The organism is Paenibacillus sp. FSL R5-0341, from assembly GCF_037975235.1.
In the GTDB taxonomy this organism is placed as follows: domain Bacteria; phylum Bacillota; class Bacilli; order Paenibacillales; family Paenibacillaceae; genus Paenibacillus; species Paenibacillus amylolyticus_A.
Window position 1 is genome coordinate 4931505 of record NZ_CP150241.1, and the last position, 13482, is coordinate 4944986.

Sequence of the window (13482 nt, forward strand, 5' to 3'; positions counted from 1 at the left end):
TCCGATGACAGAATAACCTTCTGATCGCTGTTATCCCCAGATTTTTTTGATCCCTTTTTATTAAGGGATCATCCGGTGATAGCGTATGCTTCCGATGCAGCTTTCTTATAGAAAGCTTTTAGGCGAACACTACGCTTCTTCAGGTTCTTTCCGTCCTTTTGCAATCAGATTCTTTTCTTACGTCTCCAGACCCACACGATTGCCAACGCCGCCAATAAAACGACTGCACCGGATAAGATGAGATAAAGAGGCCCATTTTGCCCATCGTTGGTTTCTCCAAAATCTTCTTTACTTACAACCTTGCCCGCGCCCAGTAATTTCAGATCATCTCCGGCTTGTTCAATAGGAACATTGCCACTGCACAGATTCGTATGAAGTTTATGATCCAATACATTTTGATAAGCAAAGATCAGATAGGACTGATTTTTCTCAAATTGAATGCCACAGGATTCAGACCCTCCGTCACTCCCTAAGATCTTCATCTTTTTGGCACTGACTCCCTTCCATGCCGTATCTACATCAAAGGTATACTCTCTTAACATGCCATCATTCTTCGATTGTTGAGAATGGCCTTTGTTCACCACTTCTCCCGTAAATACCGTTGTCTGGGTCTTCAATCTCTCTTGAACATCACTCTCGACACAGCTGCAAGCATACACTTTCTCTCCGGGAAATAGAGCTAACCCAGACGTAACCAACAGTAAGACCAACATGCACATCACCAACCATCGTTTCATTCCGACCGCTCCCCTCCTACATTCTCTGCTTGAACAACCGTTGTTAAGGTTACATATTTTTATTGCTGCTATATTTATTGTAAAATTATAGCACAATACAAATATCGTTATGTCCGAGATACGCAAGGACACAACATACGAAATCAACGATCACGGAGGAACTCAACATTTGATGCACAACTGGAAAAAGAATATCTCATTCCCGCTGCTCGTTGCAGCGTTATGCATGATCGCCTTTGTAAGCATCGCCCTGTCCATCAGTGACAACCAGATTCATCGATTTGATGATACGCTGATCGGCTGGATTCAGGGGTTGGAGTCCCCCGGCATGACGCAATTCATGCACCTGTTTACCTGGATCGGCAGTGAAATGCCTGTGGTCTTCATTACCATCATCGCCATGATTGTGTTATACGTTTGCCTGCGACACAAACGCGAACTACTCTTCCTGGCTTGTGTACTTGCAGGTTCAACCCTGTTAAATGCTTTGCTCAAACTGGTATTCCAGCGTGCCAGACCTACTATTAACCGAATTATTGAAGTGAGCGGGTACAGCTTCCCTAGCGGCCATTCCATGGCTGCATTTAGTCTGTATGGTGGACTGGCCTTTCTGATCTGGAAACATGTTCCTACCGTCACCGGACGTGTGTTGATGATTATTGCCAGTGCCGTCTTTATACTCACCATTGGTATAAGTCGTATCTATTTGGGTGTTCATTATCCAAGTGATATCGTTGGCGGATACTTTTTAAGTGGGTGTTGGCTCTCCACCTGCATATGGTTTTACCGGCGTCACTTGGAGCGCATGTCCCAACTGCAGTCCAGAAGACTGGCATAGTCGCGACCAGCGCGTGAATATAAAAATACCCGGCTTTCCTTCACTAAAGGATTGCCGGGTATTTTTATATTCATATATAGTAGTCCTGAACTCGTTCAGGACTACATGGACCGCTTGTCCAATTTAAGGGAACAGGCGGATCTAGTTTTTTTCACACCAATTTATAGCTCTTCACCATTGGATTCAATGACTTTTTTGTACCAGTGGAAACTCTTCTTCGGTGTTCTGCTCAAGTCTCCGTTACCATCGTTGTCCTTGTTAACATGAATGAAGCCATAACGCTTCTTCATCTCTCCAGTGGATGCGCTAACAAGGTCGATACATCCCCACATCGTGTAGGCAATGAGATCTACGCCGTCAGCTACTGCTTCTTTCATTTGTTCAATGTGACCTTTCAGATAATCAATGCGATAGTCATCCTGAATGGAGCCGTCTTCCTCGACCACATCTACAGCGCCCAGGCCGTTCTCGACCACCATCAGTGGAATTTGATAACGATCATACAGATGATTTAAAGTGTAACGCAATCCTTTCGGATCGATCTGCCAGCCCCAGTCGGAAGCTTCGAGATATGGATTTTTGATACCGCCTAACAGATTACCTTCTGCTCTCTCCAGCGTCTGATCCGCACTTTCAACCAGAGACATGTAATAACTGAAGGAATAGAAGTCTACGCAGCCTTCACGCAGGGTCTGCTCGTCTCCCGGTTGCATCTCGATCTGAATGCCTTCTTCGGCGAAGAAACGTTTGGCGAATCCAGGATACGCTCCACGAACCTGTACATCACCACAGATCATGTTGGACAGCTGGTCTTTCTTCTGTGCAAGCAGCATGTCGTCCGGATTACATGTGTTTGGATAGGTGGTCATGAACGCAACCATACAGCCAATTTTGAACTCAGGGTTGATCTCATGTCCCAGTTTTACCGCTTTAGCACTTGCAACAAATTGGTGATGCAGTGCCTGGAAACGAGTCTGTGGATTATCGATTCCATCCGTCAAGGCTTCTTTGCCTTCCAACAAGATACCTGCACCCATATAAGCACCCATTGGCATTGTCAAAATGTTGATTTCGTTGAACGTCAGCCAGTATTTGACCTGATCCTTGTATCGATTAAAGAGGGTTGTACAATAACGGATATAACAATCGATAACTTCACGGGAAGCCCAGCCGTTATACTTCTGTGTCAGACCGAATGGCGTTTCATAATGGGAAATCGTTACGAGCGGCTCAATATTGTATTTTTTCAACTCGGCAAAGACATTATCGTAGAACTGCAATCCCTCTTCGTTTGGCTCTAGATCGTAACCGTTCGGATAGATCCGGGACCAGTTGATGGACATGCGGAACATTTTGAAGCCCATCTCTGCCATCATGGCAATATCTTCTTTGTAATGTCCGTAAAAATCAACCGCTTCATGGCTCGGATAATACGTGCCCTCTTCCAAGACAGGCGTAATCCGGCGTGGAATCGTGTGGGTTCCCCCTGTCATCATGTCAGACGTGCTTGGCCCCTTGCCACCTTGGTTCCATCCACCCTCGAATTGATTGGCAGCCGTAGCGCCACCCCAGTAAAATCCTTCTTTCATTGTCATGATCAGTTCCTCCTTCATATCTCAACAAGACTATGTAACCAGTGTACCACCCATACCCTGACACCTATTGTCATGGTATAATCAGAGCATGGAAAATAACCGACTATTTCGAATGTTGCTTTTGTTATTGGAGAAAAAAAAAGCCACTGCACCAGAGCTCGCCCGTTTGTTCGAGATTTCTGTACGTACAGTGTACCGAGATATCGACAGGCTGAGCGCTGCAGGCATTCCCATTTATACGACGACCGGCAAGCATGGCGGCATTCATCTGATGGACAACTATGTCATGGACAAGTCGCTACTGTCGGAAGAAGACCAGAACGAAATTTTGATGGGACTCTATAGCGTCAGTGCGATTCCCCATCTTAACAGTGCCCATATGTTGCAACGGTTAACCGCTCTGTTTGATCACAAACTGGATTGGATCGAATTTAATTTCTCACCATGGGGTAGCATTCCCCTCCAGGAGAGAGAACTTTTCAATCAGGTGAAACAGGCTATATTAACGAATCAACTAATTACGTTTCACTACATTAATTCGGATGGTGAGAAGAGCATTCCTACCGTGGAGCCACAGAAACTTATATTCAAAAACAGTACATGGTACTTCAAAGGATATATCCATGATGATCCTGACCGGAGAGAATTCGAGACATTCAAGATGAAACGGATTACCCAGTTGACATTTCTGGCGAGAAAACACGATCACCCTGTTAATGCGGGGTCAACCTATCCTGAATCAGAGATAGCTCCTGCCCTGACCCCTCTGACACTCTCGTTTTCCAGCACCATTGCATACCGAGTACATGATTTTTTCGAACCGTCCCTCATTAAAAAAGAGCCTGATGGCAGGCTCCGTGTCTCTCTCGAACTGAATGTTGGGGAATGGCTCTACTCCTTCCTGCTGTCGTTTGGTTCCGAGCTGACCGTCATCGAGCCTGCTCATGTTGGACAGGAATTGCTCAGGCGTCATATCAAAGCTGTTGAACATTTACAGAACGTCATGAACAAACAACCCGACAATGAATGATATAATATAGGCCTATACAACTTTTGAGCACAGCTGACTCTCTGTCATGCATCTGACCGAAGGAGGTTTATCCATGCAAGACATTAGACGCAACAATGTGGAACGTTTCAAAGGTTTCGGTACGTTATACGATGAGAATCGCCCAGCTGCTCCCACTGAAGTGGTGGATATTCTAACGACATATCTTGGCAGTACACCGCGTATGGTCGCAGATGTTGGCTGTGGCACCGGTTTATCATCGTGGATCTGGCTTAATGAGGCAGAACGCATCATTGGCTTTGAACCCAGCGATGACATGAGGTCTGTAGCGGAATCCAAGTGGGAATCTGCCGGCAAACCGGATAACCTCCGGTTCGTGTCCGGCTTGTCTCATGACCTCGGGCTCCCGGATGGTAGTGTGGATGTGTTGACCTGTTCGCAATCGTTTCACTGGATGGAGCCGCAACCCACACTGCGCGAGTTTGCACGTGTACTTCGTACAGGGTGCATATTTGCTGCCTACGACTGCGACTGGCCACCAATGCTGGACTGGCAACTGGAACAGGCCTATATGCTGCTGAATACGGAGGCAGATCATCGAGCAGCCAGTCTCGCCCCGCAAGAGAATCAGGCACACAAATGGAGCAAAGATGGGCATCTGCAGCAGATTCAGCAGTCCGGGCTATTCCGATATGTTCGGGAAATTGTGTTTCATCACCACGAGACATTCACAGCCGATCGTTACGTCAATCTGGCCTTGAGTCAAGGCGGCTTGCAAACGGCGTTGAAGCTCGGAGCGGATGATCTATTAATAGCTGCCGACGACTTTAGAGCGCTGGCTAATCGTGTATTTGACGGAGAATCAAGAAAAGTACTATTCTCGTATCGCATGCGCCTTGGTATTGTCTGAAAGTAGTACGTTGCTTGCACCTTTTGTACATACCAAATGAAATAAGGAGGTCCTACACGTCATAAACTTGACCTGTAGGACCTCCTTTTTATAGCGTTATTCTGCTCTAGCAAATCGTGAGACTCTTTGCGTTCGAGATTTAATTATATGCTTTTGTCTACATCATCATGAGGAGAACAAGTCACTTAATTGGCCTTCCTGTACATTCAATGCCAGTACCAATTTTGTTGGGTCCTGCCTTGAATAAATGACGTTAATGATATGACCTTGCTGCACCTGAGACAGCGCCGACGACAAAATCTCTTTTTGCGTCGTCACATTGAAGGTTTCACCGTTCGTTTTCGTTATGCTGAGTTTGAGCTGAAGCTTGATCTTGTTACTGCCTCCACTCCCAAGTGGGGTGACATCGAGAATCTTGGCCATCGCTTTTTCACCTGTTCTCGCAATATCCATCATTTCAGGCGATACCCCCTGCTGTACCATCTTCTCATCCAGTAATTGCTGCATATCTTCTTGCGACAACCGCCCTTTCAGATCAAGTCCTACCTTGCGCTCATCCTTTACAGAAACGACTAACGGAATGAAACTACCCGGTTGGAACTGTGCCAGGGAGGTCAATGGAATGACTGTTTTCATCTCCGTATCGTATTTTTCACGCCCCTTACGCGACACCGTCAGACCCAACCGGACCTCAGGCTGTTCATTAATATACGTACCTGTCTGTTGTATAGTTTTAATGACCCCAACTGCTGGTAAACCTGTCTTCACTCGACTTACGCCAAATATATTGCTCAAAATCGCAGGAACAAAGATCAGCGCGAACCCGGCAAAAATCGCCGGAGTATACCACCATGCCTGCATAATCATAAACGGATCATCCCACAGCCGCTGTGCCAAAAATGGAGAGAATCCCACTCCGAACACCGTTAATACGCCAATCAATCTCAGGAAACCTACCATATGATCCACCCTCTCTTAATCCTTCTTTTAACATCTCTTTTTATCGTTGTTATACGCATTATATAAATAGAATATCACTGTCTTATAACCAAATACCTTCTAGATAGACAATAGCCCCATGTAAATCAGCTCAGACGGATTTGCTGGATTCTGGCCCAATCCCACCCGATCGCCTACTCGTGGAATCTGCATCTTCGATACCAGTGTCTCCAATGTACGCTGATACTGGTTACCGTTTGTCTCCGTCACATCCAATACAAGCACAACAATCGGATCAAAGTTGATCAGTTTCCCCGTATCGGTGATTGTCACCACCGTAGCTGTTGCAGTTAATGGAAGCGAACCACTCGCCGCCAATTGTGCCTGCTTTGCCGAATCCAGACTCTGATTGATGGCCTCCCGATGTTCCTTCGATACAAAGCCTTTCATCATCATGCCAGTGAGTCCTTTATTCATCAGTTTATCCGCTTTAGCAATCGCATCTTCCTGCTTGTTCTTTTTACCGAACCATCCCATATTAAGCACCTCATTTGTTTTATTTTATTTTTAGAAGTTGTTCAAAAAGTCCACTTTTGATTACGAATCATGCCTAGCGGCATCATCAGCATCGAATATGAAATTCAGCCGAAATGTCCGTTGCTCACGTAGGTCTCCTACGCTCCGCTACTCCATTTCTAGCTTCATTCCATCTTCTCGGTACTGAAAACCAGACTTTTTGAACACGTATTTATAGTTAAATTATAAACACCGCGGCTTGTCCTTGAATACCCTTCTGGCGGCATACAAAAAAAACGAAAAATCCCGCAATTGAATTACGGAATAATCGTTTCTTTGGTAAGGATTGAAGCAAATTTGGCAAAAAAGATCTGCTAATCCGATCTTCATTTCAAGATTGCTAGCCATATTTTGTGGAAAGTAGGTTGGTATTGCACGTAATTAAGCCATAATCAGGCTTTTCCAAGCCGATTCTCGCTCTATTTTTTGCGTAACAGGTATACCAGCTTCCGATAATACATCGCCGCTTCCTTGTATTTCCGCTGATCCTCAGACACTACAGCCATTCCCTCATATAAAGGTTCAAGCCGCATGACATGCTGCGCAGATTCAAAATAAGGCAGACACGCAAGTGCCCGCTCCATGAAAACCTCGCGATCTCCATGTGCAAGAGCCAGATGGCTCTGGTAGAAGGTTGCGCTCATCTGCTGGTCCTGTGTTGTTGCACATTTCAAAAGTTGATCTACACTCTGCGCAAGCACGCCCCAGTTCTTCCGCGTCAGAGCCACTTCACATCGATACACACCGATGAGCGGCTGCATGGCCTGCTGTGTTTCTTCCGGTTCCTGCTGCAATAGCGACTCGAATCGTTCAATCTCTGCCTGTGCCTGATCCAGTTCACCTGTCATTGTCAGCATGACAATCCGATTGTTCGCAATTGCCGTCACCAAATCTCCCTGGTTGCCGGCATACACAAGGTTTGCCTCCGCCATGGTTAATGCCGAGAGTGCCTCCTGAACCAGCCCCATTGCGAAACAATAGCCACTATATGCCACATATAACCCGGACAACCGGTGGAACATCCGCTGATCATAGACATGACGCATCGTAAGCTCAAATACCTGTTTTGCCTCTTCATACTGTTTGACCTGAATGTAGGCTTCCATCTTGATATTTTGCACAGACAGCCAGAATTCACTGCCAGGAAGCGCCAGCTCACTGAGCCTGGTTGCATGAGTTAATACATCCACAAAGGCCATTTTGGAGCGATAATATTGTATTTTATAGAACAAAAGTGCTTTGGCTAACGGACGCGGCAGATCAATATCATCCGGACGACCGTACTTCTCCAGGTAAAAATTAAGATAGGACGTATGTATATACTCATGAGCCGTTGCATCGTTTAATTGCTGATAATAGACCGCCTTCATCAAGGCCGTTGTCAGCTCGACGGTCAGTGTGTCATCCCGATCTGCCAATGCATGCACCGCATCTTCGGATATCGCCGACGCTGGAACAGACATTTGTTCGAAAACAACCTCTGCCCGTTCGAGTGTTTCCTCGTCCTGAGCCGCAGCTTTTAGAATATAGGAAGGGGATACCCCAAGACGCCCGGCGATGGCTTCTGCCAAGTCCTCAGGTAGAGGATAACGATCAGCCAGGATATTGGCAAAGTGGGCCTGCGTGACCAGACCTTCCACAAGGTCTTTACGAGAGATCTGTTTTCTTTTGCTAAGCAGTTCAATGCGTTCTTTCAGCATGGTTTCCCTGTCCTTTCTATCCTAACGAGCGAGTGAATTTCTATTCACATCATCGCAAAATTAGAGATATAACGCTACCCTTCGGGTGAAATCAAACGAAACGGTTTCCGTTTCCGAGGTAATTGTTTTACAATAAGGAGGTATGTGTAAGAGCATTTTATCGAAATGCTGAAACATGAGCTGAATATGAAAGGATGCAAATAAATGATTATTAAACCAAGAACACGTGGTTTTATTTGTACTACTTCCCATCCTGTAGGTTGCGCTGCGCAAGTGCAGGAACAGATTGATTATGTGAAATCCCAGCCACAGCTGAAAGGACCTCGTAATGTGCTCGTCATCGGTGCTTCCACCGGTTACGGACTGGCATCACGCGTTGTCTCTGCTTTTGGGGCGGGAGCGAATACGGTCGGCATTTATCGCCCAAGCAGCTCCACAGAGAAACGTACAGCGTCAGCAGGCTGGTACAACTCCGCCGCATTTGAAAAAGCCGCTGAGGAAGCAGGCCTGAAATCGTACAGCATCACAGGCGATGCATTCGCAAACGAAACAAGAGACAAAGCCGTTGAACTCATTCGCAGTGAACTCGGTCAAGTGGATCTGGTCGTATACAGCGTAGCTTCGGCACGTCGTACCGATCCAAACACGGGTGAAGTATTCAACTCTGTGCTGAAACCTATCGGACAATCCTACACGAACAAAACAGTAAACTTCCACACAGGCGAAATCAGCTCCGTTACACTGGAGCCAGCAAACGAAGAGGAAATTCGTCAGACGGTATCCGTTATGGGCGGAGACGATTGGGAACTGTGGATGGATGCCCTTCAACAAGGCGGCGTGCTTGCTGACGATGCAACAACGATCGCTTTCTCCTACATCGGTCCTGAGCTTACCCATGCCATTTATCGTGATGGTTCCATCGGTCAAGCCAAGAATCATCTGGAAGCGACTGCACACAAGCTGAATGATCGTCTAAGTGCAAAAGGTGGACGTGCGTACTTAACTGTAGCCAAGGCGCTAGTGACTCAATCCAGTTCTGCGATTCCAGTTGTGCCGCTGTACATCTCAGCATTGTACAAAGTCATGAAAGAAAAAGGCTTGCATGAAGGCTGCATCGAGCAATTGCAACGTCTGTTCGCTGATCGCTTGTATGCAGGAGGAGAAGTTCCAACCGATTCAGCAGGTCGCATTCGCATTGACGATTGGGAGATGAGAGCTGACGTTCAGGAAGAAGTGGCGAAGCTCTGGAATGAGTTGACCACAGAGAACATCTACGATCTGTCCGATCTGGAAGGTTACCGTCGCGAATTCTTCCAGCTGTTTGGTTTTGAAACCGATGGTGTGGATTATGAAGCAGATGTTGATCCAAACGTTGAAATGCCTCATCTGGTGAACTAAAGAAGTTTTTGCGTGGACGTGAGCATAGGTTTACGTTAGAACTAGCTGCGGATGTCATGCTAAAGATATGATTTTATAATCAAAACAGGAGGGGCCCTCTGGCTCCCCCTTTTTTGTCCTTTTCATATCCGTTCATCAATTCCAATTTTGTATCCATACACTGCTTCGTATATCCCCTAATCAAATCGATTTAAGCAGCTTTTTCAGCTCTTTCGGTATCGTCTTCTCGATAGTAATGGAACGCGCTCCATGCATGGACGCAAAGAATTGAAGCCCTTCCCGAAAATCCGTGATCCATTCCTCCAGAGGTGGAGCAGTCTCTTCCATCGATAACAAACGAACAGTAAGCACTCCCGTTTTGCGATCAAGTCGCGGGTCCATACGTCCGATCAACCGATCACCGTGAAGAATCGGCATAGCATAATAACCGTAGGTTCTTTTCACCTCTGGCGTATATATCTCCCATTTATAATGAAAATCGAATAAATCGACAATACGTTCTCTTCTCCATAACAGGTTATCCAGCGGCGGCAGGAAACGTACCGGACCAGACGGATCATAGTCGGCCCTGGCTGTCTCCAAATTCAACAGCATTTCTTCATCTTCTGTACGAATATAATATGGCGTGGCTACGTCCTCCACCTTAAGTGGGATCATTCGCCCATCTGACACACGGGCGGCAATATGGGCGCGTCGTTCAGCCGCTGTAGATTTTAACCAACCCAGACGGGGATCACGGGCATCCACCACTCTATAGGCATCTATGTATTTATCCATAAGCGCTTGATGCTGATTAAGCATAACCTGTTCTTCTCTTGAGGTTGACTCCTCCCTACGTAAATCCGGTTCGGTAATCTGAAAATATCGTTCATTCCCTTGCCTTGCCACTACCCGAATAGCCGCTGTATCCAACAAAAGATTTAGTGCCAGGCTTGTGTCCTTCGTCTTAGGTGTATCCGGGTGGTCCCAATACCCACTGACCCGCTCAACTGCACGAAATGCTTTGGAGGGCAAAGGTCCTTCCTCAGCAAGACGTTTCATAACATGCTCCACGGTACCTTCCAAACCTTGCAGGGATGGTGCGAGACGTTCTCTCATTCTGGCACGCACAGGTTCAAAGAGGGCATAGTCTTCGATTGGAATCACACATGCCGCATTGGCAAAATACTCAAATACCTTGTGATTACTTAGCAATGTATGTAAATACGCGGGGCTATATCCCGGATCACGGGCACCCAGCACCAAATGCTGATTTCCGGCTACCGCAGATACCGGATCAATCTGCACGCAACCGAGACTGCGAATTAGCTCCATGACCTGATCCGGCCCGGAGTGCCCCGCTTCCGCTGGCCAACGTGCCAGTAAACCTTGCGTGTGCAGCAAAAGACGTCGAACAGCTACTTTACTTATACGTAGAGGTGTTGTCATCGAAATGGCTCGTCCCTTCTAACTTAAATTCATGATCAACCAGAAGCTTCCCCAATCAAAAGAAGGTTTATAGGAACATTATGCACTTTTTCGCACACATTGGACAAAATAAAAAGAAGCACCACCATCCTGGATGATCTGCTTCTTGTGTTTGACCTTTTGCAATTTTTCCTGCTTCGTAGGCATGAGGCGTACATGCTGGGATAACGCACCATAATCTCCGTTGACTCTCCGGCTCTGTTCCGAGCACCATTGACCTGACCGCTCTGCTTTGCGTAATGCTTTTTGTGTTTGTGTACGTGCCATAATGGATCACACACTCCTTTGTTGATATACATTCAATATATCATGTGCAGCTAAGCAAGTGAAGGTGAAGCATTTTTTGTTGAAGCGGATAAATTAGTACTACTGTTCTTGAAATCAAAAAAGGCCGCTATTATTAGCGTCCTTTTTTGATCTTTCATCTTCTTTATTGTTCAACTTTAAACCATGGACCTGCATTTTGTATGACACCCCATAGTTTCGCTGGCAACAAAAGATCACTAACTTTGGATGATTTAATCACGTTTTGAATTTCCGATTCTCTCCCTTGTTGAACTTTTTCAATCCACTCTGGATCAGAGATTAATACACGCCCAATTACTGCTAACGAAAGTCCTCTCTCCAAGCTTTCAGAGACATCCTCTGGGCTTTCCAAGGAACCCGCTGCAATGACTGAAATTCGATTATTGGCATGTTCAACAATCAGCTCAAGATACGTTTTTTTGTTATCTTGGTTATATTTTGGTTTTGACATAAGGGCTTGTACCAAGGAACCATGAACATAATCAACATTTTCTTCAATCAGTTTATCAATCAGTGCGTAAGTATCCTTCATTCTAAGGGCATCTTGTTGATGTTCTTCTGGGGAAATGCGGTAACCTAAAATAAAAGGTTTTGTCGAATATTTTTCAATAGCTCTTTTCACCTCTCGAATAACAGCTATTGGAAAACTTAGACGTTTTTCCAGTGAGCCACCCCATTGATCTTGACGTTTGTTGAAAAATGGAGATAAAAAGCTTTGAAGTAAAAAACCGTGAGCTCCATGGAGTTCAACACCATCAAAACCAGCTTCAATTGCACGTCTTGTAGTTTCACCGAACGCATGAATAATTTCCAGAATTTCTTCATGGGTAAGCTCTCTAGGGGACACTGCTTCAGTCAGAGCAACACCGCTTGGACTTACCACGTCGCCATTAGGAACTAATTCAGCAATCGCTTTATCTCCAGCATGGAACAATTGAAGAATTGCTGGAGCTCCTCCACTCTTAGCAGCATCAGCCAATTTTTTTAGACTAGGGATAAATGAATCATTATATGCGGCGAATTCATGTGTAAATCCAATACCATTGGGTAGGACATGAGTACAGCCAGTGATAACTAAACCTACACCATGAACTCTTTTTTTATAATATGCAACTTCCTCATCGGAAATCGTGTAATCATCATTGCTTGACCATGTCGTCATCGGAGACATGACCACTCTATTCTTTAAGGTAATCCCTTTATTGAATGTAAAAGGTTCAAACAAGTTATTAAATTTACTCATTGTACGTTCTCCTTTATATTTTATTTCTAAGTGCTTATTCATGGAACAGATGAAGGTGACCTTATCTCATCCATCCCAATCACAAGTTCTACACAAGAATATCAGGTTAACCTAAGGGGAAGTAAAGTAGGAATTGATACGTAATTTCAAACGATTTTCTTTTAATAATCTCATATGTGATAGAATAACAGTTACAGTAACTGTAACTATGGAGGCGATCAGATGTTTTTTTCAATGAAATATGTGGTGGAGAATTATAATATAACTGCAAAGACACTTCGATTTTATGAAGAGCAAGGGATATTACCGAATATTTCGCGCGACGAAAAAGGCAATAGAGTCTATACCGAACAACAAATCGATTGGATTTCTTTTATTCTTTGTCTCAAAGAAACAGGAATGCCACTTTCTAAAATTAAAGAATACAAGGAATCTTATGAGATGGGGAACTCCACCTATTTAGAAAGAGAGGAAATGTTAAAGACACATAAAATTGAATTACAACAGAAAATCGAAGAAAGTTTGAAACATATGGAAGAAATAAATTATAAATTAGCTATGTATGAACTTCAAAAAGATGAGGTTAGGAAAAATCCTAACCACAATTTTAAATGTCACGGCCTTGAGGTGAATATTGTCGATACCAGGGGGGTTGAATCAAATATTCAGAATGCTACAACCAACAGATGAACAAACGAAGCTCGAAATACCTATCAAAAATAACCAGTCGCGGGTATTGACCTAGCGATTGGTTATAATTCGAT

Annotated in this window: 13 protein-coding genes; 5 read left to right on the forward strand and 8 right to left on the reverse strand. The window is 45.0% G+C overall.

Annotated features, from left to right (window positions below):
* Window positions 1–164: 164 nt before the first annotated feature.
* Window positions 165–737: a hypothetical protein gene (locus tag MKX75_RS22150; protein ID WP_339166854.1), complete on the reverse strand. Its 573-nt coding sequence runs from the start codon at window positions 735–737 to the stop codon at window positions 165–167.
* Between the two features lie 172 nt (window positions 738–909).
* Between MKX75_RS22150 and MKX75_RS22155 the strand changes: the two genes are divergently transcribed.
* The gene (locus tag MKX75_RS22155; RefSeq protein ID WP_076332765.1) at window positions 910–1575 is read left to right on the forward strand and encodes a phosphatase PAP2 family protein; all 666 of its coding nucleotides are present in this window, start codon (window positions 910–912) and stop codon (window positions 1573–1575) included.
* A gap of 161 nt (window positions 1576–1736) precedes the next feature.
* On the opposite strand, the gene MKX75_RS22160 is transcribed toward MKX75_RS22155, so the two are convergent.
* Window positions 1737–3170 carry a glycoside hydrolase family 1 protein gene (locus tag MKX75_RS22160; protein ID WP_145150089.1) on the reverse strand — a complete coding sequence of 478 codons (1434 nt, stop codon included), beginning with the start codon at window positions 3168–3170 and terminating at the stop codon, window positions 1737–1739.
* 112 nt (window positions 3171–3282) lie between these two features.
* Here MKX75_RS22160 and MKX75_RS22165 point away from each other — a divergent pair, with 112 nt between their 5' ends.
* Window positions 3283–4200 carry a YafY family protein gene (locus MKX75_RS22165; protein ID WP_339166855.1) on the forward strand — a complete coding sequence of 306 codons (918 nt, stop codon included), beginning with the start codon at window positions 3283–3285 and terminating at the stop codon, window positions 4198–4200.
* Between the two features lie 73 nt (window positions 4201–4273).
* Window positions 4274–5089 carry a class I SAM-dependent methyltransferase gene (locus MKX75_RS22170; protein ID WP_339166857.1) on the forward strand — a complete coding sequence of 272 codons (816 nt, stop codon included), beginning with the start codon at window positions 4274–4276 and terminating at the stop codon, window positions 5087–5089.
* Between the two features lie 165 nt (window positions 5090–5254).
* Here the strand turns inward: MKX75_RS22170 and MKX75_RS22175 are convergent, their stop codons facing one another.
* The 3 genes from MKX75_RS22175 to MKX75_RS22185 all read right to left on the reverse strand — a co-directional run bounded on the left by MKX75_RS22175 (window position 5255) and on the right by MKX75_RS22185 (window position 8304).
* On the reverse strand, window positions 5255–6049 hold the full coding sequence (locus MKX75_RS22175; protein WP_339170559.1) for a hypothetical protein: 795 nt from the start codon (window positions 6047–6049) through the stop codon (window positions 5255–5257).
* A 99-nt stretch (window positions 6050–6148) separates the two neighbouring features.
* Complete coding sequence (locus tag MKX75_RS22180) at window positions 6149–6565, reverse strand: hypothetical protein (RefSeq protein ID WP_264928600.1); 417 nt, start codon at window positions 6563–6565, stop codon at window positions 6149–6151.
* A gap of 458 nt (window positions 6566–7023) precedes the next feature.
* On the reverse strand, window positions 7024–8304 hold the full coding sequence (locus MKX75_RS22185) for an XRE family transcriptional regulator (RefSeq protein WP_339166859.1): 1281 nt from the start codon (window positions 8302–8304) through the stop codon (window positions 7024–7026).
* A gap of 204 nt (window positions 8305–8508) precedes the next feature.
* Here MKX75_RS22185 and fabV point away from each other — a divergent pair, with 204 nt between their 5' ends.
* Window positions 8509–9702: an enoyl-ACP reductase FabV gene (gene fabV, locus MKX75_RS22190; RefSeq protein ID WP_339166860.1), complete on the forward strand. Its 1194-nt coding sequence runs from the start codon at window positions 8509–8511 to the stop codon at window positions 9700–9702.
* A 180-nt stretch (window positions 9703–9882) separates the two neighbouring features.
* Here the strand turns inward: fabV and MKX75_RS22195 are convergent, their stop codons facing one another.
* The 3 genes from MKX75_RS22195 to MKX75_RS22205 form a co-directional block, all read right to left on the reverse strand.
* A complete protein-coding gene (locus MKX75_RS22195; protein WP_339166861.1) occupies window positions 9883–11130 on the reverse strand; it encodes a crosslink repair DNA glycosylase YcaQ family protein in 1248 nt (415 codons plus the stop codon).
* 78 nt (window positions 11131–11208) lie between these two features.
* The gene (locus MKX75_RS22200; RefSeq protein WP_145150102.1) at window positions 11209–11436 is read right to left on the reverse strand and encodes a hypothetical protein; all 228 of its coding nucleotides are present in this window, start codon (window positions 11434–11436) and stop codon (window positions 11209–11211) included.
* Between the two features lie 163 nt (window positions 11437–11599).
* Entirely contained in the window at window positions 11600–12718 is a 1119-nt protein-coding gene (locus tag MKX75_RS22205; protein ID WP_339166862.1) for an NADH-dependent flavin oxidoreductase, read from the reverse strand.
* A 234-nt stretch (window positions 12719–12952) separates the two neighbouring features.
* Here MKX75_RS22205 and MKX75_RS22210 point away from each other — a divergent pair, with 234 nt between their 5' ends.
* On the forward strand, window positions 12953–13408 hold the full coding sequence (locus MKX75_RS22210) for a MerR family transcriptional regulator (protein WP_339166863.1): 456 nt from the start codon (window positions 12953–12955) through the stop codon (window positions 13406–13408).
* The last annotated feature ends 74 nt before the right edge of the window (window positions 13409–13482 follow it).

Coding starts and splice junctions, on each gene's coding strand:
- MKX75_RS22150 (WP_339166854.1), bottom strand. CDS start 737: ATGAAACGATGGTTGGTGATGTGCATGTTGGTCTTACTGTTGGTTACG.
- MKX75_RS22155 (WP_076332765.1), top strand. CDS start 910: ATGCACAACTGGAAAAAGAATATCTCATTCCCGCTGCTCGTTGCAGCG.
- MKX75_RS22160 (WP_145150089.1), bottom strand. CDS start 3,170: ATGACAATGAAAGAAGGATTTTACTGGGGTGGCGCTACGGCTGCCAAT.
- MKX75_RS22165 (WP_339166855.1), top strand. CDS start 3,283: ATGTTGCTTTTGTTATTGGAGAAAAAAAAAGCCACTGCACCAGAGCTC.
- MKX75_RS22170 (WP_339166857.1), top strand. CDS start 4,274: ATGCAAGACATTAGACGCAACAATGTGGAACGTTTCAAAGGTTTCGGT.
- MKX75_RS22175 (WP_339170559.1), bottom strand. CDS start 6,049: ATGGTAGGTTTCCTGAGATTGATTGGCGTATTAACGGTGTTCGGAGTG.
- MKX75_RS22180 (WP_264928600.1), bottom strand. CDS start 6,565: ATGGGATGGTTCGGTAAAAAGAACAAGCAGGAAGATGCGATTGCTAAA.
- MKX75_RS22185 (WP_339166859.1), bottom strand. CDS start 8,304: ATGCTGAAAGAACGCATTGAACTGCTTAGCAAAAGAAAACAGATCTCT.
- fabV (WP_339166860.1), top strand. CDS start 8,509: ATGATTATTAAACCAAGAACACGTGGTTTTATTTGTACTACTTCCCAT.
- MKX75_RS22195 (WP_339166861.1), bottom strand. CDS start 11,130: ATGACAACACCTCTACGTATAAGTAAAGTAGCTGTTCGACGTCTTTTG.
- MKX75_RS22200 (WP_145150102.1), bottom strand. CDS start 11,436: ATGGCACGTACACAAACACAAAAAGCATTACGCAAAGCAGAGCGGTCA.
- MKX75_RS22205 (WP_339166862.1), bottom strand. CDS start 12,718: ATGAGTAAATTTAATAACTTGTTTGAACCTTTTACATTCAATAAAGGG.
- MKX75_RS22210 (WP_339166863.1), top strand. CDS start 12,953: ATGAAATATGTGGTGGAGAATTATAATATAACTGCAAAGACACTTCGA.